Source organism: Nocardia sp. GP40, assembly GCF_050434125.1.
In the GTDB taxonomy this organism is placed as follows: Bacteria; Actinomycetota; Actinomycetes; order Mycobacteriales; family Mycobacteriaceae; genus Nocardia; species Nocardia albiluteola.
On the sequence record NZ_JBNPVW010000007.1, the window covers coordinates 333,855 to 356,870 of the forward strand.

At 66.4% G+C, this 23,016-nt stretch carries 20 protein-coding genes and 2 pseudogenes; 14 read left to right on the plus strand and 8 right to left on the minus strand.

Annotated elements, in window-relative coordinates:
- Positions 1-46: 46 nt before the first annotated feature.
- On the minus strand, positions 47-1,009 hold the full coding sequence (locus ABH933_RS23325) for an alpha/beta hydrolase (RefSeq protein WP_429419749.1): 963 nt from the start codon (positions 1,007-1,009) through the stop codon (positions 47-49).
- Between the two features lie 188 nt (positions 1,010-1,197).
- Here ABH933_RS23325 and ABH933_RS23330 point away from each other — a divergent pair, with 188 nt between their 5' ends.
- From ABH933_RS23330 to ABH933_RS23340, 3 genes are all read left to right on the plus strand, one after another.
- The gene (locus ABH933_RS23330; RefSeq protein ID WP_429419748.1) at positions 1,198-1,458 is read left to right on the plus strand and encodes a helix-turn-helix domain-containing protein; all 261 of its coding nucleotides are present in this window, start codon (positions 1,198-1,200) and stop codon (positions 1,456-1,458) included.
- 103 nt (positions 1,459-1,561) lie between these two features.
- Positions 1,562-2,275, plus strand: a complete 714-nt coding sequence (locus ABH933_RS23335; RefSeq protein ID WP_429419746.1) for an alpha/beta fold hydrolase — start codon at positions 1,562-1,564, stop codon at positions 2,273-2,275.
- A 249-nt stretch (positions 2,276-2,524) separates the two neighbouring features.
- Positions 2,525-2,812: a hypothetical protein gene (locus tag ABH933_RS23340; protein ID WP_040825353.1), complete on the plus strand. Its 288-nt coding sequence runs from the start codon at positions 2,525-2,527 to the stop codon at positions 2,810-2,812.
- Between the two features lie 276 nt (positions 2,813-3,088).
- Here the strand turns inward: ABH933_RS23340 and ABH933_RS23345 are convergent, their stop codons facing one another.
- A complete protein-coding gene (locus ABH933_RS23345) occupies positions 3,089-3,397 on the minus strand; it encodes a hypothetical protein (RefSeq protein WP_429420212.1) in 309 nt (102 codons plus the stop codon).
- A 423-nt stretch (positions 3,398-3,820) separates the two neighbouring features.
- Between ABH933_RS23345 and ABH933_RS23350 the strand changes: the two are divergent.
- Together ABH933_RS23350 and ABH933_RS23355 are read left to right on the plus strand one after the other, a co-directional pair.
- A pseudogene (locus ABH933_RS23350) lies at positions 3,821-4,035 on the plus strand (transposase); the annotation flags it as partial.
- A gap of 385 nt (positions 4,036-4,420) precedes the next feature.
- Positions 4,421-4,834 carry a GlcG/HbpS family heme-binding protein gene (locus tag ABH933_RS23355; protein WP_429419743.1) on the plus strand — a complete coding sequence of 138 codons (414 nt, stop codon included), beginning with the start codon at positions 4,421-4,423 and terminating at the stop codon, positions 4,832-4,834.
- 183 nt (positions 4,835-5,017) lie between these two features.
- Here ABH933_RS23355 and ABH933_RS23360 read toward each other — a convergent pair whose 3' ends face one another.
- Positions 5,018-6,073: a GlxA family transcriptional regulator gene (locus tag ABH933_RS23360; protein ID WP_429419741.1), complete on the minus strand. Its 1,056-nt coding sequence runs from the start codon at positions 6,071-6,073 to the stop codon at positions 5,018-5,020.
- Positions 6,074-6,168: 95 nt separating this feature from the next.
- On the opposite strand from ABH933_RS23360, the gene ABH933_RS23365 reads away from it, so the two are divergent.
- From ABH933_RS23365 to ABH933_RS23375, 3 genes are all read left to right on the plus strand, one after another.
- Positions 6,169-6,570, plus strand: a complete 402-nt coding sequence (locus tag ABH933_RS23365; protein ID WP_429419738.1) for a YybH family protein — start codon at positions 6,169-6,171, stop codon at positions 6,568-6,570.
- Positions 6,571-6,586: 16 nt separating this feature from the next.
- Positions 6,587-7,264 carry an HD domain-containing protein gene (locus ABH933_RS23370; protein WP_429419735.1) on the plus strand — a complete coding sequence of 226 codons (678 nt, stop codon included), beginning with the start codon at positions 6,587-6,589 and terminating at the stop codon, positions 7,262-7,264.
- Positions 7,265-7,369: 105 nt separating this feature from the next.
- Entirely contained in the window at positions 7,370-7,696 is a 327-nt protein-coding gene (locus ABH933_RS23375; RefSeq protein WP_429420191.1) for a transposase, read from the plus strand.
- Between the two features lie 92 nt (positions 7,697-7,788).
- Here ABH933_RS23375 and ABH933_RS23380 read toward each other — a convergent pair whose 3' ends face one another.
- Positions 7,789-8,712 carry a LysR family transcriptional regulator gene (locus tag ABH933_RS23380; protein ID WP_429419732.1) on the minus strand — a complete coding sequence of 308 codons (924 nt, stop codon included), beginning with the start codon at positions 8,710-8,712 and terminating at the stop codon, positions 7,789-7,791.
- 89 nt (positions 8,713-8,801) lie between these two features.
- On the opposite strand from ABH933_RS23380, the gene ABH933_RS23385 reads away from it, so the two are divergent.
- The 5 genes from ABH933_RS23385 (at position 8,802) to ABH933_RS23405 (ending at position 14,983) form a co-directional block, all read left to right on the plus strand.
- Positions 8,802-9,536: an SDR family oxidoreductase gene (locus ABH933_RS23385; RefSeq protein ID WP_429419729.1), complete on the plus strand. Its 735-nt coding sequence runs from the start codon at positions 8,802-8,804 to the stop codon at positions 9,534-9,536.
- Positions 9,537-10,077: 541 nt separating this feature from the next.
- Positions 10,078-10,899 carry an alpha/beta fold hydrolase gene (locus ABH933_RS23390; RefSeq protein WP_429455086.1) on the plus strand — a complete coding sequence of 274 codons (822 nt, stop codon included), beginning with the start codon at positions 10,078-10,080 and terminating at the stop codon, positions 10,897-10,899.
- Between the two features lie 587 nt (positions 10,900-11,486).
- Entirely contained in the window at positions 11,487-12,959 is a 1,473-nt protein-coding gene (locus ABH933_RS23395; RefSeq protein ID WP_429455087.1) for an IucA/IucC family protein, read from the plus strand.
- Complete coding sequence (locus tag ABH933_RS23400; protein WP_429419721.1) at positions 12,956-14,119, plus strand: alanine racemase; 1,164 nt, start codon at positions 12,956-12,958, stop codon at positions 14,117-14,119. The genes ABH933_RS23395 and ABH933_RS23400 overlap by 4 nt, the downstream gene beginning before the upstream one ends.
- 330 nt (positions 14,120-14,449) lie before the next feature.
- Complete coding sequence (locus tag ABH933_RS23405; protein ID WP_429419719.1) at positions 14,450-14,983, plus strand: hypothetical protein; 534 nt, start codon at positions 14,450-14,452, stop codon at positions 14,981-14,983.
- Between the two features lie 147 nt (positions 14,984-15,130).
- Here the strand turns inward: ABH933_RS23405 and ABH933_RS23410 are convergent, their stop codons facing one another.
- Positions 15,131-15,505: a hypothetical protein gene (locus ABH933_RS23410; protein WP_429419718.1), complete on the minus strand. Its 375-nt coding sequence runs from the start codon at positions 15,503-15,505 to the stop codon at positions 15,131-15,133.
- 149 nt (positions 15,506-15,654) lie between these two features.
- Positions 15,655-20,388: pseudogene (locus tag ABH933_RS23415) on the minus strand (cation-translocating P-type ATPase); the annotation flags it as partial.
- Positions 20,389-20,952: 564 nt separating this feature from the next.
- On the opposite strand from ABH933_RS23415, the gene ABH933_RS23420 reads away from it, so the two are divergent.
- Positions 20,953-21,417 (plus strand): cupin domain-containing protein, encoded by a 465-nt coding sequence (locus ABH933_RS23420; RefSeq protein WP_429419716.1) that lies wholly within the window; start codon positions 20,953-20,955, stop codon positions 21,415-21,417.
- A gap of 202 nt (positions 21,418-21,619) precedes the next feature.
- Here ABH933_RS23420 and ABH933_RS23425 read toward each other — a convergent pair whose 3' ends face one another.
- Both ABH933_RS23425 and ABH933_RS23430 read right to left on the minus strand, forming a co-directional pair.
- The gene (locus ABH933_RS23425) at positions 21,620-22,192 is read right to left on the minus strand and encodes an NADPH-dependent FMN reductase (RefSeq protein ID WP_429419714.1); all 573 of its coding nucleotides are present in this window, start codon (positions 22,190-22,192) and stop codon (positions 21,620-21,622) included.
- Positions 22,193-22,244: 52 nt separating this feature from the next.
- A complete protein-coding gene (locus tag ABH933_RS23430) occupies positions 22,245-23,009 on the minus strand; it encodes a DUF899 family protein (protein ID WP_429419713.1) in 765 nt (254 codons plus the stop codon).
- Positions 23,010-23,016 lie beyond the last annotated feature (7 nt).

Consider the following 23,016-nt stretch of genomic DNA (forward strand, 5'->3'; position numbering starts at 1 on the left):
GCCACCTTCGTCCGCCCTAGGTGGCCCGCCGGGGTCAGGGCTGGAGTCAGTCCCGCAGGGCCTGGGTCAGGACGCTGACCGCCTGCGCCACAGCGGCTTTGGCGGCGTTGGTGTCGTGCAGGGTGTTGAGCATGACGAAGTCGTGGACGATACCGCCGTAACGGACGGCGGTCACCTCGACGCCGGCGGCGCGCAGCTTGGCGGCGTACGCCTCGCCCTCGTCGCGCAGGACGTCGTTCTCGGCGGTGATGACCAGGGCGGGCGGCAGGCCGGTCAGCTGGTCGAGCGACGCGCGCAGCGGCGACGCGGTGATCTCGGCGCGGTCGGATTCACTGGTGGTGTACTGATCCCAGAACCATTGCATGCCTTCGAGAGTCAGGAAGTAGCCGGTGGCGAACTTCCGGTAGGACGGGGTATCGAAGTTCGCGTCGGTGACCGGATAGAACAGCACCTGCTGACGGAAGGACACGTCGCCGCGCTCCTTGGCCATGAAGGTCAGCGCGATCGCCATGTTGCCGCCGACGGAGTCACCGGCGATGGCGATGCGGGTGGTGTCGAGGCCCTTGGCGGCGCCGTCGGTGGTGACCCACTGGGCCACGCGGTAGGACTGCTCGTTGGCGACAGGGTAGTGCACGTCGGGGGAACGGTCGTACTCGGGGAACACCACGGCCGCGTTCACGCCGACCGCGAGGTCGCGCACGAGGCGGTCGTGGGTGTGGGCATCGCCGAAGACCCAGCCCGCGCCGTGGGTGTAGATGATGACCGGCAGGGTGCCGGTGGCGTTCTTGGGTTTGACGATGCGTGCTCGCACCTGCCCGGTCGGTCCGCCCTCGACGGTGATCCACTCCTCGTCGATCTCCGGCTTGAAGATCGGGGAGTCCTGCACGCCGTCGACGGTCTTGCGGCCCTCCTCCGGTGAAAGCTGGTACAGGAAGGGCGGTTCCGAGGTCGCGTCCACGAAGGCCTGGGCGGCGGGTTCGAGTGAGATGCCGTGCGGATTACCTGCCATGTGTTGTCTCCCTAGGGTCGCGTCGAAGGTGCGCGCGACACTGCGCACACCACTTCAGTGTTCGCCGTGGGAGTGGGTGACGGCCCCGCCTCAGCGGCCAGGATTCCCTGAAATCGGGACACGGCCCGCCCGGCTAGCGCGCGTGTGCTGCTCGGGGCTCGCGGTGATCGGCCCAGTGTGCGGGCAGCGTGGCCAGGGACACCTCGGCGATGTCGTGCAGGCGGGCGCGCGGCGCGTTGAGGCGGCTGAGCTGCGCCCGAGACCTGTTGCACGCCGGGCATTCCGTGACCGAGGCCGCCGTCGCCGCCGGATACGGCAACAGTGAGGCCCTGCGTCGCGCCTTCATCGCACGGCTGGGCATCTCGCCGCGCAAATACCAGCAGCGATTCCGCACGACGGGCACCACGGCGGGCATGCTGCCCGACGACGTGGAGCTGGCGGTGTCCTGATCGGGCGGATTCCTGGCCGGTGAAGCGGGGCGGTCATCCCCGTCGCCGCTCGAAACTCGAAGGGGCACTGCGCTACCTGCCGTGTCCCGACGAAAGGAAACCCATGCCCGCCCCCACGGTCATCCTCGTCCACGGCGCCTTCGCCGATGCCGCCAGCTGGGCCCCGGTCACTGAACGGCTGCTCGCGCAGGGCGTGTCGGTGCTGGTCCCGCCCGTCTACAACCGCACCTTGTCCGCCGACGCCGCCTCCATCCGCGCCGTGGCCGAGGATGTCGACGGTCCGGTGCTGCTGGCCGGTCACTCCTATGGCGGTGCGGTCATCACCGTCGCCGGTGTCGCCGAGAACGTGGTCGGGCTGGTGTACGTGTCCGGCTACGTGCTCGAGGAGGGGGAGAGTTTGGGCCAATTGCAGGGCGGCTTCCCGGATTCCGATCTGGCCGCACACCTGGTCTACACCCCGTACCCGGTTGAAGCGGCCGAACCCGGCACCGATGTATCGGTCGAGATCGACGCCTTCCCAGCGGTTTTCGCCGCCGGGGTCGACCCAGTACGCGCTCGGGTCTTCGCCGTCTCCCAGCGCCCGCTGTCGGCAGTCGCCTTCACCGAGCCCGCCTCGGCGGCCGCGTGGAAGACCAAGCCCGGCTGGGGGATCGTCTCGGCGGCCGATCACACCATCAACCCGGAGGTCGAGCGCTTCGGCTACCAGCGGGCCGGCCTGCGCAAGGTCGTCGAGCTCGATGCACCCCACCTGGTTATGCAGACCCACCCTGACGAGGTCGCCGCCGTAATCACCGGCGCACTCGCCGAACTGGCCTGAGTTCGGGCCGGTATCCGCACCAGAGGCGTGAATCGCTCACGCCCTTCTGGGGCGGGGTTCACATGGTCGTTCGACGCGCAGGGAAGGCGTCGGATCGGGCGTGTCTGTCCGCGCAGTGGGCGGCACATGCGGTTCAATAAAAGTGATCGACGAGTTCTACCTGCATGCTCCCGCCGGTTCTGAGTGTCATTCGGGCCGGTGATCGCGCCCACATCACCTCAGCATCCCGAGAGGACAACGAACGTGAGCATGGTTCTCGCCGCACACGAGATGTACACGACTGTGCTTGCCCAGATCGGCAACCCTACCCCGGAGACCCCGCCGGTGGCGGACAAGCTGCTCAAGATGGTCCACTACTTCACCTGGTTCACTCTGCTGTCCGGGGTCAGCGCCGTCACCTACGGCGGCGGCCGGTTCGCCTGGGAGAAGTGGAACGGCGGCAGCCTCGAGTCGCCGAAGATGGTGGCGGGCGCGATGATCGGCGGCGCCACCGTCACCAGCGCCGGAACCATCATGAACTCCGTCATCGGCAGCTGAGCCGATGCGCTCGTGCCCGGTTGATCGAGCACGAGCGGGGACGAGGCCGCCGAGCTTCCCGGTGGCTCGTTGTGGACGTATGCCGCCGGCTTCAGTCCGGCGGGCTGGCCGCAGCAAGGCTGGGCACGCAAGTCGCCGCAGATGACCGAGGTGTTGCCGCTGCTGTATCTGCACGGGCTGCCCACCGGCGATTTCGGTGCTGCCCTGGAGCACTTCCTCGGTTCCGGTGCCGGTCTGTGGCCAGGCATCTGCCGTGCTGCTGGTGGCCAGGGTCGGTCAGGCGATGGAGACGGTGATCGCGCTGCGGATGACGGTGACGATGAGATCAGGCATATGCCGAGCGATCATCGCGGCGATCGGCTGAATATGGCGGTCACGGCTGGCCACGACCGCGACTGTGCGCACATCGATGACGTGGATGGAAGCCAGGTCGCCCACGGTGGCGGCGCGGACGGTGTCCCCCGGGAGGAGCGGGGCAGGCAGTGCGCGCACCGCATCCTGCACCCGAGCGATCACACCGACCTCGCGCGGTCGGGTCCCGGCGGACCGACGGATGGCGGGCGGGCGGAGAGTAGCTGTGGTCATCGCATTCCTAGCAATCACTGAAGAGAACTTCGAAAATCGCCCTGAAGGCGACTTCGAAACCTGGCAGATGTCTCAACTGACACCCAAAATGCAGAGCCTCACCGGGACACCGATTCAGCTACCACACATAGCGTGTCCGGCGGCATACGCGCAGGCCAGGGCAATCCGGCCCACATCGCAGGGGACCTATGTCAGCCCAAATCCAAGCCCCGCATAAATCCGATCCAGGGAGGAACCGCCCACCCGGTCGACTACCTTGGGATGTGAGGAGGGGTGCGACCTGCCGGGCTGAATCCCGGTGCGCGCTTTTCCGCGGTTCATTCCTGAAGGAGCGGGGCCGGTCAACTGCCTAAGACCGTGTCTCACATGAATGCGATTCGTGAAGTATGCGCTGAATGTGGTTGTGTTGCATGACGTTCGGTCGTGGTGGATGCGTTGTCGCGGCAGTTGGTGCCGGACGAGTTGTGGGAGTTGGTCGGCCTCTGCTGCCGAAGTTCACGCCGCGTCCGCAGGGCAGCGGGGTCGTCCCGATCGACCAACGATCGGTGTTCACAGCGGTGGCGTACGTGCTGACCAGCGGTTGTGCGTGGCGGATGCTAGCGCCGTCGTTCGGGGTGAGCGTGCCCACGCCGCGTCGCTGAGGCGAAGGACAGCCGCCTGATTCGTACAAACGAAACCCCCACTTAGACCGAGTGCTCGACGCCGACGATGCACGGAATGCCGAGTAGAGCGTGCCTGGGTCGCCCCGGATTCGGTCGCTGGGTGCGAGCTCGACGAACACCTGATGGTCGGCTTCTGTACGCCGAGTATCGACCACGGCGTCTCCGGCCTGAGGGAACGGGAGCACTAGAGCACCACGCTAAGCGAGGTATGACCGCGCGTACGCGGTGTCACTCAGATTCTGGACTGGCCAGATCCTAGCGATATGGGACCTTTTAGCCGCTTCTCAGAGCGTGAGATCTCCCGCAGAATCGAATCGATCCCAATCGAAGGTGTTGGGCGCGAACAGAATTGGAGAATGGAGTGCCTATTGGACTCGAGCAGGCGCAGTTGCTTGTGGCCGCTGCCGAGGAGCGGGCGCGCGAGATCGGTGTGCCGATGAATATCGCGGTGGTAGATGGCGGCGGTCATCTGCTCGCGTTCGCGCGCATGGACCGTGCGATCCTCGGGTCGATCGACATTGCGCTGACGAAAGCGAAGACGTCGGTTCTCTTCAACGGCCCCAGCGAGAACCTGTGGGAATTCTGCAAACCGGGCGGGCCCGCGCCGGCCACCGAACTTACCAACGGTGGCCTGATTCCATACGCCGGTGGTGTGGCGATCAACGACGAGGGCGATGCCCTGCTCGGGGCGATCGGCGTGTCCGGCGGGCTGCCGGTGCAAGACGGTGACGTCGCCCGGGCCAGCGTTGCCCGACTCTTCCAGGAGGTCAAGTGATGAAGAAGGTCCTGATAACCGGTGCGGGAAGCGGTTTGGGCAAGGGGACCGCGATCGGGCTTGCCCGGGCGGGTCATGCGGTGATCGCGACCACGCAGATCTGGCCCCAGGTGTCCGAGCTGCGGGCGCCAGGTCATCTCGGAGTAACGAGAACGGACAGATTGCCCAGGGCCGCAACGCATGTCATCGCTTTCCCGGGGGGCTGGCTCGCCGAGTCCAGGTAGGTTCCGCAGTGATCGGGGGTACGGTGCGTGCGGGTTCCGGTGTTGACGTCGGAGCGGGCGGATGCGCGGCCCGAAAATTCGCTCGATAGCTCAGGGGTGGCACGCCGGTCTGGCGTACGAAGTGGGGGCGCATGGCGGTGGCGTTGGCGAATCCCGCATGGCGAGCGACGATTTCGACGGTCGTGTCCGTGGTTTCGAGCAGTTCGCGGGCGTAGCGCACGCGCGCGTTGAGCAGCCACTGCAGTGGGGTGGTCCCACAGTGGGATCGGAAGTGCCGGTTGAGGCTTCGCACGCTGAGTGACGCGTGGTCGGCGATGTCGGCGAGGGTCAGGGGACGGTGCAGGTTGGCGTTCATCCATTGCAGCGTGTCGCCGAGCAGAATGTCGGTGTCGGCCGGGGCGGGGTGGGCGATGAACTGCGCCTGCCCGCCTTGGCGCTGCGGTGGCATCACGGTGTGGCGTGCGGTATCGGTGGCGGCCGCGGCACCGAGATCGCGGCGTACCAACTGCAGGCACAGGTCGAGTCCGGCGGCCACGCCCGCGGATGTACACACCGTGCCGTCTTCGACATAGAGCACCGCGGGATCGACATCGACCTGGGGATATCGCTGCGCCAAGGTGTCGGCGTGTTCCCAATGTGTGGTGGCACGGCGGCCGTCGAGCAAACCGGCGGCGGCCAAGATGAACGCGCCGGTACACACCGACGCGATGCGTGCGCCGCGCGCGTGCGCAGCTCGCAGCGCGTCGAGCACCTTCGGCGGCGGATCGGCGTGTGTGGGCGCGCGGCCGGGAACGACGATGGTGTGTGCCTCAGTGAGCGCGTCCAGGTCCCAGTCGGTACGCAAATCGACTGCGCCGAACAGGGAATCGGTGCGCGCCCGGCGTCCGGGGGCGACGATGCGGACTTCGTAGGTGGGCACTGCCGCGAGGAGATTGGCGGCGCCGAACACCTGGCCGGGGACAGCGAGCTCGAAGCCGACCACGTTGTCGAGCGCGAGAACCGCCACGATCTTCATGGCCAGATTATAGCGATATCCGTCTTTCTGGCCACTGTCGAGGCGCGGTCGATCCCACCAGAATCGAGGGTGCCGAACGGAAAAGGAGTCTTCACGTGACAGGTCAACACACCGCGAACAGTGCACCGACCGCGAAGTTCGCCGAAACGCCGCAACAGCTCGCGGAACTTTTCGTCGAACGCCTGGCCACCGGTGATCTCGACGGTTTGGTCGAGCTGTACGAAGCCGGGGCGCTGTTCGCGCCGAACCCGGCGACGGAGGTCAGCGGCAGCGCCGCGATCCGTGAGCAGCTGGCCGACTACGTCGGTGCCGGTGCTCGGATCACCCTCGACCTGCACAGGATCGCGGTGATCGAGGACATCGCGCTGATGTCGAGCAATGCCACGGTGGTCGGTTTCGGCGAACATCCGCTGGTCACGACGACCACGGAGGTCGCACGCCGCCAGCCCGACGGTCGATGGCTCTACGCGGTCGACCACCCGTTCTTCAACCACTGACATCGGAGGAAAAATCATGACCATCGACGCTGACGCGCGATCGGAATTCAGCGTGCCGACAACGGAATTGGCAGTCGCCGCCGACGAACTGGCCCGATCGGTGTCACCGGAGTTCATCTACAACCACGCGATGCGCGGCTACTTGTTCGGGCGCGAGATCGCGGCAGCGCTGGGAATGCGGGCCGGTACCGACTACGACGACGAACTCGTCTTCCTCGCCTCCATCCTGCACGACCTGGGCGCGACCGAGCATGCCAACGGCGACCAGCGCTTCGAAGTGGACGGCGCCGACGCCGCCGCGGAGTTCCTCACCAGCCGAGGACTGGACCCAGACCGTGTAAAGCCCGTATGGAATGCCATCGCGCTGCACACCAGCGACGGTCTATGCCACCGCTTCGGGCCCACCGAAGCAGTGACCCAGATTGGTATCGGAACCGACATCATCGGCCGCTTCCGCGACAAGCTCTCACCGGAATACGCCGATCGTGTGCACGCGGCATATCCCCGCTACAACCTGGGATACGCCCTCTCCGAGACGATCGCCGACCAGATCCACGCGAACCCCGCGAAGATGGCCTCTCCGATGAGCTTTCCCGCGCACGTGTACCAGCTGCAATACCCCGACCACGCCCCCAAGCTCACCTGGCACGACATACTGGACGCCTCAGGGTGGGCCGACAAACCGAGGACATGAACGAAATCCGGATTTCGGCCTCCCCAGCGAAATCACTCACCAGTGACGGGACCCCGGGATTCGGTCCACTTGATGTGGCCCCCTGAAACTGGCCGATTGTGAGAGCTGAGGCAGAGTGATCATCAGGAGGTCACTGGGCCGAAGTCGTATTCGTCGTCCGTTCTTCGTCGGGTGTCTGCGCGGTTGCGTGGCGGGAAACCGGTCACCGAGATCGCCTCGGAGACAGGCATTTCGCCGGCCACACTGTTCCAGTGGAAGGCCCAGGCGCTGATCGATGCGGGAGTTCGCGACGGAACACCCAGCGTCGAGGCCGACGAGCTGGCCGCCGCCCACAGTGCCGGTGTGCCGTACATGATTTCGGTCGCCGGGGTACGGGAGCCACCGGTGTGGTGGCAGACGATTCCCCAGATATCCCGGAAGTTGTCGGTATAGAACTGACGGGTCGCGCGTGCAGCGCCTTCGGGCAACTACTCGAGCTCACTCTTGTTGAAAGCTGTTCGGCACCAACCTGTTCGGTCCGACACCTAGCGGTTGCGCACCCTGCTCGATGACGCCGGGGACGGGGCGTCGGATGGCAAGGCGTTGCGGAGGTCGTCGATGAGAGGGTTGGCATCGGTCGCGCGAGTTGCCAGGACGACGCGGACCGAGTCGATGCCCTCGATGGGCACGGTGGTCAAGCCGGGGCGCAGTTGGGGGCGCCGGTCGCCTGCGGCCAGAACCAATACCATCCGTTCCTCGGCGACGAGGTCGAGCTTGTCCTCGAACGATTCGTAGTCGATCGGCGCGTTGCGAGCCGGAACGCCATCCGGGCGCGGCTCCAGGCGGGCGAACTCGCTCCACTGCGGGACCGCGCTCGGGCATTGCGGGAGAACTTCGTCGCCGAGGTCGTCGACGGTCACCGACTCCTTCCCGGCCAGGCGGTGAGTCGTCGGGACGACAAGGACCCGTGGCTCGGCCCACAGCTCGGTGAGGTGCAAGCGATCGATGGGGAAAGGCAGTGGCGCGCGGGCGACCAGGGCGTCCACGCGGCGATCGGGGAGCGCGTGGGCGTCATTCCAGGCCAGATGGCGGGTGCGAATGCGGGCCGTGGGGTGCCGGTGGCGCAGTTGGCGTACGGCATGAGTGATCACCAAGTCCTCGACGTACCCGATGGTGAACTCGCGTGGGGTTGCGGCGTCGCGGGCGGTGAGCTCGGCCTGATGGGCGGCGTCGAGCAGCGCCTGAGCCTGCGGCAGAAAGGCGCGACCGGCTTGCGTGAGCCTGCTGCCCTGTGGTGTGCGGTCGAACAGGCGCACGCCCAGATGCTGCTCGAGGCGCTGGATCTGCCGGCTCAGGGATGGCTGCGCGACATGCAGTACCGCGGCGGCGCGGCCGAAGTTGGCGTGCTGCGCAACGACCGTGAAATAGCCGACAAGCCGGAGATCGAGGTTCGAGCCGGGAACGCGCACGTTTCGAGCGTACCGGCATGCAGTGCGTGCATGACGGGTTGCCGATCAGGTCTTGGACGCCGTCCACTGTCCGGGATTTGAATCGAGACATGGGAAAATATGACGGAAAGCGCGCCCTGGTCACCGGCGGCAGCAACGGAATCGGCCTGTCGATCGCACGCCTGCTGGCCGCGCAGGGCACTCAGGTGATGGTCACCGGGCGCACGGAAGCCGCGCTCGAATCGGCGAGCAAACAGGGACTGATCGCAGTTCGCAGCGACGCCACCGCACGAGCAGACATCGACGCCCTGGCGGACAAGGTCGAGCAGACGTTCGGTCACCTGGACGCGGTATTCCTGAATGCGGGCATCACCGAAATGGAGCCGTTCGAGGCGATGACCGAGCAGCTGTACGACGCCATTTTCGCGGCCAACACCAAAGGGCCCTACTTCACCATGCAGCGGCTGCTTCCGCTGCTTGCCGAGGGTAGCGGCGTGGTGCTGACCACCTCGGTCTCGAACGTGCTGGGGCAGCTGAACCACAGCGTCTACCCGGCGAGCAAAGCGGCCCTGCGGTCGATGACACGAACCTGGGCCCGCGAACTACTGCCGCGCGGCGTCCGGGTCAATGCGGTCAGCCCGGGGCCGATAGACACGGGCATTCTCCACAAGAAACTTCCCGCCGAGGTGGCTGACGACATGGTGGCGGGTTTCGCCGCCCGGATTCCGATGCAGCGCATAGGAACCCCGGAGGAGGTCGCGCGCGCCGCCGTTTTCCTCGCCTTCGAGGCGACCTACACCACCGGCGCCGAGCTCGCGGTGGACGGCGGCGGCACCCAGTTGTGACGCCGGGTACTCGATGCCGCCCGATCCCCGTGAGGTGGGAGAGAATTCTCGGCATGCGGTAAGCCCGCCGCATGCGGATCTTTCCATGGAGGTTCGTCATGTTTTCCCCGCATCGCGGTCTCGCTGTTTTCGCACTTTCGTGCGGCCTGCCCCTGGGGGTGGCCCCCCTGGCTTCGGCTGACAGCCCCGGCCTGGTGCCCTGGGCCTGTCACGGCGCCCAAGACGCCCCTTCCGGCCTTGTCGGAAGAGTCGGGCGAGGGTTGCCGGATCGTCGGACAGGTGTGAGTGCCCGAAACCCACTCCTCCAGCTGGGCGATGAGCGGAGTTAGGTCGACACCCGGCTGCAGGTCCTGCGGATGGATGTAGACGGAGTGCTCGACGCCGACGATGCGCGGTATTGCCGAGAGGCGTGCATCCGCATCGAGGCGGCTGTCAGCCTGCCGGGTCGCTGCGCCGTTGTGTGAAGGCGGATATGAACGAATCGTGTTCGGTAACGTCACGAACCGTGGTCGAGGGTGTAGAAGTGCGTGCCTCAGGACTGTTGGCAGTCGGAGACGGTCACGAGATCTACTGGGAGGAGTCGGGAAACCCTGACGGCATCCCCGCGGTGTACCTGCACGGCGGTCCCGGTGGCGGCCTCGGCACCGGTGCCTACCGAACCAAGTTCGATCCCGCGAGATTCCGCATCATCGGCTTCGACCAGCGCGGCTGCGGGCGATCGATTCCGCACGTCACTGCACCGGGCTATGACCTGGGCCAAAACACGACGCCGGACCTCATCGACGATATCGAGCGGATTCGCGAACACCTCCACGTCGACCGGTGGCTGGTCAACGGCGCCTCCTGGGGCTCAACACTGGCGCTGGCCTACGCACAGGCTCACCCCGCGCGGGTTCGCGGCATTGTGCTGACAGCGGTCACCACGACCAGTCGTTTCGAAGTGGATTGGATAACGGAAACAGTGGGCGCCATCTACCCCGAGGCCTGGGATCGCCTCGCCTCCCACGCCGAGCAAGCGGGCATCGGCTACCGCCGCGGCGACGGCCGCATCATCGAGGCCTGTGCGCAGCTGATGACGCACACGAACCCGGCGGTCCGCGAGCGGGCAGCACGCGCCTGGGTGGACTGGGAGGACCACCACATCTCCATCGGCGCCGATGGCATCCCCGCCACCCTGATCCATGGCCGCCGCGACGTCAGCTCCCCCGCGGTCGTCGCCTGGCGGCTGCACCGCGCCTGGCCGGGCAGCGAACTCGTCATCGATGAGGGCGACGGCCACGGCGGCACGGCAATGGTCCAGGAATGGCGTGCCGCGAACACCCGCCACGCCGACCGGATCGACGCCGAGCCGGACGTCCGGTAACCGATCTCCAGCCGCACGGAGGTCCACCGCCCAGAACCCTTGGCCGACAATCTCTTCCGCTGAACACCACTCGGTCTACTGCTAACCTCGGCAAGGACATTCGGAGGTCGCGCGTACCCGTGCGGCCGAGGGAGGGGTGTGGGGATGCGGGCGTTCGACCTCGGTTCGGGGACAGCGCGGTACGTTGCGTGGCACACCTGACGGTGAGCCGCTCGAGCTTGCCGGTGCGGTGCGGGCGGGGTGGGCCGGAGTTCCCGCGATCGCATTCTCCCGGGAAGAGAGCGAGATCGCGGACGGCCATCCGGTGCCGAATCCCGAATCCGATGACCTGTTCGCACGTAACTCCGCGGCACTTCGAGGTTCGTCATTTTCGGGTGGCCGTGCACGGGTTGTGGGAACCTAGCCTGATGAACGGGCCGACGGATGCGTCCCAACGATTCGTGGCATCGAATTCCGTTGCACCGGTAGAAATCCAGGTGATCGAATCGGAGGTTCGAGGCGCTGAGGCCGCCGTCTTGGCGCGTTTGTGGGGTGCTGTGACCCGTGAGCCCATTCCAGGGATCGGCCGCCGTCACCAGGTTGGCGGGATGACCCGGGTGCGACTCGACGACGGACGGTGGCTTCGTGGGCCGGCGGGGGCCGCCGCACCGCATGCGAAGGGGATCGCGGGTCTCGCGGTGTTCGTGGGGGAAGAACGTATCGACCGCGCCGCTGACCTGCTGCGAGAGTTGCGATTACCGGTTCCATTGGACCGAATCACGCGATTGGCTTCCGAATTGGAGAACAGTGCGGCCAACCTGGCGTCCGCGCGGGCCGTTTCGAGGGCGTCACCGCATCGCGGGGGCGCGCTGTCGTGGGTGTCTGCACGGCGTGCTGCCGATCCCGGGTTCGACGGTTCCGCCTATCTGGAACAGACTGTGGTGGAGGGACACCCGACTCACCCGTGCTGTCGTAGCCGGAGCGGATTCTCTGCCTCGGAGGTACGTGCCTACGCCCCGGAGCACCGTCCGATCGTCGATCTGGTCGTGGTCGAAGTCCCTGCGCCGCGTTGGCATACGGTGGGTGAGTGGCCCCGCCACCTCCGTGCAGGCGATCGGATCCTGGTGCCCATGCACCCGTGGCAGGTCGCCCGGCTCGATCTCACCGATTACGGGCTGCGTGCTCGTGCCGTCGGCATGCCCGCACGGCCGCTGATGTCGGTGCGCACGCTCGCGCCGATTGGCGGCGAGCTCCACGTCAAGACGGCGCTCACCGCCCAATTGACCAGTGCCATAAGGAATATCACGGCCGAGAACGTCCACAACGGGCCGACCCTGAGCCGGTGGTTGTCGTGCCTGGATCTGCCCGGGATGACAGTGCTCGCCGAGCCCGCCGCGGGCGCACTGCGATCGGATACCGGACTCAGTGCGGATATCGCTGTGCTGTTGCGACGGCCGCCGCGCACCGGGCCGGGTGAGCTGGCTATCCCGGTCGGCGCGCTCGCGGCGGTCGATCCGCGCACCGGTATGCCCGTGCTGGCCGAAGCGCTTACCCTCGGATACGCCGACAACCCCACCGCGGCAGCGCAATTTGTCACTACGGTGGCAGCCCTGGCCGCTCGTTGCCTGGGGGCGGTGCTCGCCCGCTACGGCATCGCGCTGGAAGCACACGGCCAGAACCTGCTGGTCGTACTTCGGGACGGACGGCCCGTGCGCCTTATCTACCGCGATATCGGCGGCATCCGGGTCGATACGGCAGTGGCCGCCCGCAGCGGCGTACCCCGAACGCAGGGGTCCGTGCGATCTTCCGATCCGGATGAAACGCGTGCGACGTTGCTGTCGGCGTTCGTCGGCGGCACACTGGCCACGCTCATCACAGCCTGCGAGGACTGCGGGTTCGCATCGGATCAGCTATGGGCCGCGGCAGCCGAGGTGCTGCGCAACACCTGGCCCGCAGGCCCAGAACACCAGGCGCTTTTCGCCGACAGGCTCCCGATGAAGGCGACCACGGCCATGCGACTGGCGGCGGATCCGGACGAATTCCTGTGGTGCAGCGTACGAAACCCGCTCGCGGATATATGAGCGCTCTTCCCTCCCACGTCGTGCGGGCACTGCGCTCACTTGACCACCCGGTGTGCGCGTATGTCTATGACACCGCACGGCTGCGGCAGCGGGTCGCCGAGATCCGTGCCGCCCTGCCCGCCGGTGCCGAGCTGTACTACGCCGTCAAGGCCAACAGTCACCCGGCCGTGCTCCAGACGCTGGCGCCGGTGACCGACGGCATGGACATCGCTTCCGGGGGTGAAATTCGCAAGGCCGCTGCAGCCGGGGCCCATCGGCTGGTGTTCTCCGGTCCCGGAAAGACCGATGCCGAACTCGCCGCCGCGGTCGCGGCCGGGGCGATGATAAACGTCGAGAGCCGACTCGAACTGCTGCGCCTCGCCGAACGAACGAACCCGAACGCCGGGGACCCGGTACCGATCACGCTGCGCGTCAATCGCGCCGGCCCGCCACCACCGGGTACTCATCACATGACCGGTGCCCCTACGGCTTTCGGGATCGACGAGGAGTTGCTGCCGCAGGTGGTTGCCACCGTGCGGCAACTGCCCGGCATCCGACTCGTCGGATTTCATCTGCATGCCGTCAGCAACAACCTCGACGCCGCAGCGCACGCGGAATTCGTCGCCGCGGCGCTGGGTTGGTCGAACGCCACTGCCACCCGCCTCGGGATCGATCTGGGGGTGGTGAACGTCGGCGGCGGCATGGGTATCGACTATCCCGGCGGCACCGACCTGGACCTGTCCGAGTTCGCCGCCCTGGTGCCACCGTTGCCCCCCGGTATCCGTGTGCTGTTCGAACTCGGACGCATGATCGCCGCCGATGCGGGCTGGTATGCCGCCGAGGTACTCGACCTCAAACGCACCCGCGGTCACTGGTACGCGATACTGCGCGGCGGAACACACCATTTCCGGCTCCCCGCAGCCTGGGGATACAGCCATCCGTTCACTGTGCTTCCGGTCCAGGAGTGGCCGTACCCGTTCGCCAGGCCGGGCGTCATCGACGACATCATCACCGTCGCGGGCGAATTATGCACGCCCAGAGACATTCTGGCTCGCGACGCCTACGTTCGCCGACTGCGAGTGGGTGACATTCTCGTCTTCCCACGCGCAGGCGCATATGCCTGGGAGATCTCGCACCACGACTTCCTCAGCCATGATCAGCCGGACATGATCGTGTTCTAGGATCACAGAGTCGTTGGGAGTCGTTGCAGAGTTGGCCAGCCAACGGCTCGGAAACGATTGCTGATCATCAGGTCTTGGATCTTGGCCAGTGGCGGTGCCGCCCTCATGCGGCGCAACCGGGACCACGTGGAATCCACCTCTACCTGATCTTCGCTGTGGGCCTGTGATCACCGGCAGGTGCCCGGCGTTCCGCAGCGTTGTGCCGGGCGCACCAGTCCCAACGACCAGGACTTTCGGCCCTCACGGTGCACCTGCACACGGAACGACACTAGAGGCCTCCTACCGACGCAAGGCAGCGCACGAGGCAACCAGCTCGCCACCAGAATCCGAGTGAAGATCATGAACGATCCAATGCTCATCTACTCCCTCGTCGCCTCCCCCCTTACGGGATCCGGAACCGGCGGGCCGAAGAAGCTGGCCCTGACCGTCGAACCCGGCAAATCCAGCGCTGAGCAGCAGATCGCCTGCGAGGCGATCATGATCGCCGTTCCCATCGGGACCAGTGAGCACGATCTCACCGATCACCCCGAAACCATAAAGATGAACCAGGCGGGTGGACTCGAGCCCCGGCATGGCGGCGGTTGGCTGCCCCAGGCACAGATGAACGACGCAAGCACCTACATGATCTATACCTGGACGCCTCAGTTTCAGACAGGTCTGCTCGACGCCACCTGGAACCTCCGCCTCGAACTGAATCACATTCAAGTCAACGTCACCAGCGCCGCTGTCGAGATCTTCATCGCCGAAGCCACCACTGCGAAATCATCCGGCGATGAGGCGACCTACAAGGTCACCCGAGGCGACCTGCAAACCGCCACCTTCCATCCGTCCGACATGCTATCGGTCTTCCAACCGTTGCCGTGACACTCGCCTCGATCCGCAGTCCCACGCAATCCGTCGCTGGGCGCGGTCAAGCGCGACTGTGTCGCACATTTTGGCAGCAGACTCGAATACCTTGGCCGGGTGCGTCCGGATGCAGTTGGTGCGGCGCGGCGGACAGCAGCTGCTGTTCTATCGGTGGGATGGCTTCTTCTGCGCTCCGGCTCGGGCGGTGTCGGGTGGTTCGGCGGCGGTGGCGGGTTTGCGTATGCGGCTGATGATGAGCCCTGTCGCGGCGAGTGCACCGGTGATAGGCCAGTCGACGGCACCGGCGATGGTGAGTGCGCCCAATCCGCCGTAGTAGAGGTAGCGGGTGGGGATGGCGAGGTTGACTGGGCCTGCCTTGACCCGGATGCCAGGGCCGGGAATCGCTACCTCGGCGCTGAGGTATGGCAGGTTGATCGTCGCGGCGGGCGCGGCGGGACGATCGGCCGATGCAGGAACGGATTCGGGTTCAGGCGCCGAGGCGGGCCGGTCGTTGCTGGTCGTTCTACTGCGGGAAGGCATGGTCGTGGTCCTGTCCGTGAGAACTACCGGGTAATGTCACCACCGGCATGAACCGGATCCGGTGGTGCGAAACGAGTGGTTTGTTCATGGTCGCGCACGGGTGAGATGGTCGGCAAGCGTTCGGCTCGTTCGATCAACGCGTCGGTTCGTCGAGTGAACCAGGACGGTGCGAAGACCACTACAGCGGTGGTGGCGGTGACGGCGGCGAGCACTCCGCCCCAGGCCAATGGTCCCAGCGGGGTGCAGCCGAAGAAATGGCTGACTCCGGGAGTCTCGACGATCGCCACGAGCACCGCGGCGCTGCCGACGGCGGTGGCCATCACGAGCAGGTTTTCCTGGCGCAAGACCAGGGTCTGGGCAAGTTGAGCGCCGACCAGTGCGGTCAATCCCATTGTGGCAGAGCGCCGCCGGGTGCCCGGGGTCCACTGCCCGATCGCCCAGGCTGCGGTGGCCGCGGCCGCGGTGGCGGCTCCTCGACGGGCGATGGCCTGGATCAGTGGTCGTTCGAGTGAGGGAGCCGGGGCAGACAGCACCGACACCGCAGCGGTGGAGGCGCAGTCGGCTGCGGTCGGGTTCGAGTCATCGACTCGCCCCGGTGGCGAGACCGCGATGGCGAGCGCGGGAAACATGTCGGTGAGCAGGTTGACCAGCAGGAGTTGGCGGGTGCTGATCGGAGCACCACCGCGACCGAGTGCGGTGCCGACAATGGTGAACGCGACCTCGCCCGCATTCCCGCCGAGCAGCAGTGTGAGGGCATCACGGACGCTGGCCCACATGTTCCGGCCTTCGACGAGGGCATCCAACAGGACAGTGAGGTTTTCGCCGGTCACCACGAGATCGGCGGCCTCCCGTGCGGGCGAGGACCCGCGCCCGGTCACTCCGACCCCGACATCGGCCATGCGGATGGCCGCAGCATCGTTGGCTCCGTCGCCGACCATGGCGACGACGCGGCCGGACCGTTGCAGCGCCGAGACCACCTGCACCTTCTGTTCAGGGCTGACCCGAGCGAAAACCTGGGCCGAGCCGGCGAGTGTCGAGCGTGCCTCCTCGTCGGCATCCGCGAGTTCGGCGCCGGTGACCACGCGCGCGTCGGCGGGAAAGCCGAGCTGGCGAGCGATTGCCCGAGCGGTGACCGGATGGTCGCCGGTGATCAGCGCAGTGGCGCGGCGCGCGGCCACCAACTGTTCCAGGAGAGGGCGCGCCGAATCGCGGATGGTGTCGGCAAGTCCGACATAGCCGACGAGGGTCAGGTCGGTAGCCAGTGAATCGATCAGATCCGGATCGTCCACCTCCTCGTCGTGAACAACATCGGTCGTGCGCTGTGCGACGGCAAGCACTCGCAGGCCCTGATCGGCCAAGTAATGCACAAGGTCTTCGGCTGCGGCACGGTCGGGGCCGCCGATGTGGAACTTGCAGCGCGGCAACACCACCTCGGGCGCGCCTTTGAGGACCAGCTGCGCATGCGAAGCCGACTCGGTGCCGGCAGAAGCGATGATCGAGGCGGAGTAACCGCGGCTGGATTCGAAGGGAACCTCCGCGACGGTGATCGGTTCGGGACCTTCTTCGCCGACGCGTGCGGCCGCGGTGAGGATCGCCTCGTCAGTGGCATGGGCGTGCCCCTCACCGTGCTCCGGACGTGGACACGCCCGTGCCGCACAGCGCACCACCGCGGCGGCTCGCGGGTCGGTGATCTCCAGGTAGGGGCGATCAGCGGTGAAGCCGGGTGAGACCGCGGTCACGACCGCGAGCCGATTCAGTGTCAATGTTCCGGTCTTGTCGAAGCAGACCGTGTCGACTCGTCCGACGGCTTCGAGTGTGCGTGGAGTGCGGACGAGCACACCGAGGCGGGACAGGCGACGGGCGGCGGCCAGCTGCGCGAGGGTGGCCACCAGCGGCAGCCCCTCCGGTACCGCCGCCACCGCGATCGCGACCCCGTCGGCCACTGCCTGACGCAGCGTCCCCCGACGCGCGAGCGACAAACCACTCACCGCGGCACCCCCCGCCAAAGTCAGCGGCAGGACCTTGGCGGTGAGCTCGCGCAGCCGGTTCTGCACCCCCACGGCCACAGCCGCATCGGAGACCGCGGAGATGGCGCGGTGCGCGGCGGTGGCCGGCCCGGTAGCCACGACAATGGCGCGAGCGTGCCCGGCAATGATCGTGCTGCCTTCGAAAAGCATGCTGGCTCGGTCGGTAGCGTCGTTGGCCACCGCTTCGACCTGTTTGATCACCGGAACCGACTCCCCGGTCAGCGACGACTCGTCGACTTCCAGATCGTCGGCGACCAGCAACCGAGCATCGGCCGGGATCACTTCCGGTGCACGCAGATCGAGGACGTCGCCGGGGTGCAATCGGGTAGCCGAAACAACCGCGACACGACCCGAGTTACGCGCCGCCTGCAGCCGACGTGCCTTGGTCGCCACCGTGGGGACCACCACCCGCCGAACGGCCTGTTCCTGTTCGGCGAACAGCGCCTCGGTGGCCTTCTCGGCGCGCAGACGCTGGAGACCCCCCACCGTCGCGTTCACGCTCATCACCCCGGCAACCAGCACCGCATCGATATTGCTGCCCAAGATCGCGGCCGCCGCCGCACCGACGGCCAGGATCGGAGTCAACGGGTCGCTCAATTCACGACGGGTGGCATCGGCCAGCCTGACCAACAGTGCGGCAGGACGTCGAAGAGACTCTCCGGCACCGGTTTTCGACAGTTCGGACAGCACCCGGTACCACTGCGAGCTCACCGACGGCCGCGACGAGGGCATGGCGCCGGAAACTCGCGAATACACGATCTCGGGGTCGAGGGCATGCCACGCGGTCAGTGGTTGGGGTGGCGGGTCCGGCAGCCTCATGACCCGATGAGCGGCCCACACGCCGGAAATCCAGGCGCTCGCGCCCGCAGCGTTGACCGGGCTGAGCCATTGCCCCAGACCGAGCCGACCGCGTCGACCGGTTTCTCCCGTGACCAGCAGCAATCCCGCCAGGGTGCTACCCGCCTTGGCCAACCGCACCGCGGATTCGGTGGCTCGGTGCGCAGCCGACAGAGCCATGAGTACCCGCACCGCCGCGACCAGATCGATGCCGGCAATGATGTCCGCGGTCCAGGGCGTCGCCGCCGCGGGATCGTCCAACGCCAGCCCGATATCGGCGACAGCGAGCGCGGCCAGCGTGTCGATGGATATGAAGTCCGGGTGCAGCGCGGAGATCAACATGACCGGGCCGCGGTCGTCTCGCAAATCCCGCACGATGTCCAGCAGAGGAGTGCCCGGCTCGTATGCCGCCGCGACCGATGCGGCCAATTCTTCGGTGCCGCCTACATGCCGCAACACCACTCGCGCGCCGCTGCGACGAGCCGTCTCCACCAACGGAATCGAATAGGGATCCGGTTCCCAGCCGACCGCGAGGGTGGCCACCACCTGCCCGTCGACCAGCAGGTCGGCATGCTCGACTCCCGGAGCCGGTGTCGTGATGTCCGGTGGCTGATGCCAGTTCAAACTGGCACCCTCGGCGGGCAACTCGTCAGGGTCCGGCGGTGGAGCCTTCTCACCGTGCAGCAGCGCATCGGCAACCTCGTACACCCGCTCGGCGTCCCACCCTGGTACGCGGACCTGGACATCGAGCACCGTGCGGGTGTCGCCACGCAACGCGGCACCATCGATGACGACCACCCGAACACGATCGAGGCGCCGTAATGCGCCCGGGTCGAGGACCAGGAGCCCCGCCTTGGCCAGCCCCCGGCCCAGGGCCGCCGCGAACGCTTCCCTGCCCATATACGCCGCCTTGGGAACCCCGGCCAGCACCGCATCAGCGATATCGTCGACCGTGCCACCCGCCAGGAGAGCCCCCGCAGCCGCCACGAGCGAACCGTTGGCGGACTGGTCGGCGTAGTCCTCGACGACGCCGACCACTGCCGAGGCGGCGGCATCGACCGACACGTCAACGCTCGAGTCGACGACCACATGCGAGGCCTCTCCGGCCGCAGCGACCGCCCAACTGTGTCGCGGGCCGGCAGAGTCCTGCGCCGCCGAGATCACCGCCATCGCCGGGCACTGCGGCCGCTCGGCATCGGCAAGGCCCGGCTCACGCGTTCGCCAGGTCTGCCGATGAGCCAGCGCCTCGGAAATCTGCCCTGTGCGCTGCATCAGATCCAACAATGGGCTGCCCGGTGCCTGAGCGAGCCCATGAGTTGCCGCCGAGATCGCGTTCAACAGCAGATCGGTACCCACGCGCCCGAGCCGAGCCTCGAGCACAGCAACCACCCGGGGCTGATGCTTGATCACCGCCGCAGCGGCCTGCGCGGCACGCGGCGCACGAGGAACCCTGCCCAGCCATCCGGCAACCGCCCCCGTCACCGCCATCACGTCCATCACCGCCGCCACCGCCGGAACGATCAACGCCAGCGGATCCCCTGGATCAGCCGCCGGCACCACCGCCCTCATCGGCCGATTGCCCGCGCCCGCAACGGTCTCGGGTAAGGCCGCGGCGACACGGCGGATCGCCCGGTGGATCTCATCGATGCCGGTGGTCTCCTCCCGCTCGATCACCAACCGACCGAGAACCCCTTCCACATGGGCCGAGACCACCCCCGGAACAGCCTCGACCGCACGCTCCAACTCCGCGGACCACTGCACCCACGCCGGAAACGGCAATACCGGATCGAGATCGACATGCAGCCTACGTCCCGCCAGCCACGCCACCGACGAGCTCGCCTCGACCTCCCCGCCACCTGGCGAACCGCCGAACACGATGCGCGCCGCCGTACGAATCGGACCGGACACCGGACCCACCAGCGCCTGCGCAGCCACCGCCGTCTCGGCTCCCGTGCGCGCAACCCGCGACACTACCGATACAGCGTGTCCAGCAAACTCACCGAAACCAATGCTCCGCATGCCTCGGGCTTCCCGGGTAATCGGTCGATGGATTTGCCTCAGTCTAGGCGGGCGACGAAAAAAGTCGCTCAGGCACCCATCATTGCGCGCGCCCCGCAACGACCACGCCGATCCGGAATGCACCCTCCGAACAGCCCCGCACCGCACGCATTCACCAAGCTCAGCACCGGAAAACATGCAGGCAGACTGCATTTTTTCGCAACTGGGCCACACTGTGGCCCTCGCCGTCCACACAACTCCCGTAACGGGATGAATGCGCACATAATGATGTGACAACCACAGAGAGGGCACATGAGCGAAGAGAGAAGAACAGCGGTGACCCAAGCTCCGCATGCAGCGCCCATTTGGCCGTGAGCACACCCACTGCGAAGGTTGCGGGCACGTTGCCATACCGCATGGTGACCACGTCGACTGGTCCGGACGGTTCTCGACGACGCCGCCAGGACACGACTGGTCGGCAACATCGACAAGGATCTCGGCGACCGAGTCGAACAACGAGTACGCGTCCGGCAGGCCCAACACCAACTCGTCGCAGAGCGACCGAAAGCCGGCCACACGAGGTAGATGAAGGACCGGGCGGGGCAGGAAAGGATTGCAATGAGCGGTGATTTTGTGCCTCAAACGGACAATTCTCGGCAGATCTTCGATGTATTCGCTGAGATCGGCAAGCTGCCCGAGACGTCCGAGTCGATGCTGACCGACGTTTATTTCAGCGACTTTCCCGAGGCCAGCAGCCGGATCTTCCGGATCTACCGCACCCTTCCGTTGCATTACCACAACGACTGCGATGAACACCTGTACGTGGTCAGCGGCGAAGGGATATTTCATCTCGCCGGTACGGAAAGCCGCGCCGGTCCCGGGATGTTTCTTCGCTTCGCACGCACGCAGATCCACGGATTCCCGAGAATCACCACACATCCCTTCGTCGTGTTGTCCGTCGACGTGCCCCGGCGTCGCCCCGACGACATCGTGTTCGCCGATCCCGAATCCGGTGACGCCCGGAGTTTCATGGCGCGAAACAACGTGTAGGACAGAAGAAAACGCCGCCGGATCCGTACGTGCCGAGAAGCCGGACTCGGTCTTCCGGCCCGCAGGCCCGGCGTCGGAGCTCGATGACGGTCACCTACACCATCGTCACCGAGATCCGTCAGTTGTCCTAGCCTGTACACCGGGCAGGTGTGCAGGCTGACCGACCGGCAGCCGGACCGGCCAGGTGCGAGCAGAGGGCCGGTCAGTCGGGCGAGGGGACCGTGCTGTGGACGCGGGCGATAAAGGTGGCGAAATCGGCCATGAACCCGGTGAGGAACCGCTTCGTCGAGTCGTCGAGGACATCGCCGTCCGGGGTGAAGACGTCGGGGTGGAACTGGATGTAGGCCTCCGGCGAAGTCATCTGCGGGGAGTTGCAGTAACCGAGGACGCTGCGCAGACTGAGCTGAGCAATCGCGGTGCCGAGCTTGCCCGGTGAGGCACCAATGACCGCGGACGGCTTGAGCGTGAACGAGTTGTCGCCCCACGGGCGGCTGCCCCAGTCGATGGCGTTCTTGAGCACCCCCGGGATCGAGCGGTTGGATTCCGGCGTCACGAAAAGCACGGCGTCGACGGCGGTGATGGCCGCCTTGAGTGCCCGGCCCTGCGGCGGGTAGTCGACATCGTAGTCCCGGTTGTACAGCGGCAGATCCTTGATCGGAATCTCGGTGAACGTCAATTGCGGTGGCGCCAGCCGGATCAGGGCCTTGGACAGGGTCCGGTTGATGGATTCCTTGGACAGACTGCCGACGATGTAGCCAACCGTGTAGGTTCTCACGCGTTGCCTCCTCACCAGAGGTTTCCTGTGCTGTACGGGCCGCTTGGCGTCGTCACCAGTTCGCCGGCAGGTGTCCGATCCGCCATCGCCGGAACCGCGGCATTGTGGCCAAATCGAACAGTGTCCAGAGCGGCTCGACTATGTCGAGGTGCCCCGAGTCCTGCCCCGGAGCATCCGTTGGCGCGAAAAGAAGTTCGCTTGCCCAGTGCAGCCGTATCGGGCCGTCGGGCGAGCGTTTGAAGACGGTCAGCAACGGCACAGGCTGGCCGTCGGCGCCGTCGCCGCCGTAGTCACGGCGAAAATCGCAGTTCGCTGCGGACAGCACCCTGATGTGTCGCCATCCCCTGTCCTGCGCATACGCCGTTACCCGCTCGATCGGGGCCTTCGCGACGATGGCCAAATTGCCACCCGAACCGTCGAAATGGGGTGTCGTCCCGTCCCACATGTCGATCAGCGCAGTGCACGATGGACACGGACCTTCGTCGGCGGGTAATTCCGAGAAGATACCCATTGTCGGTTTCGGCCGATCATCGCTCGAATGGCGCGGGAACATGTAGTGATAAAGCATCAATGTGTCGCTGTCGCCGAACAGCTCGGACATACGCACCGTCGTGGCATTGCCGTCGTCGCCGATTCGGTCGAACACATAATCTTCGGGGACCTCGCCGCCGGGCGGTAGTGTTGTCCGTTGCGCCGCGACGGCCTCCATCAGCCGCTGCAGATCGAACTCCCGTTGCAGCAGCGCGTCACGCGCTTCGCGATATTCCAACGACTCGTTCGGAAAAGCTGTCGACATACGGACCTCCTCGATCGGCATGTCATCG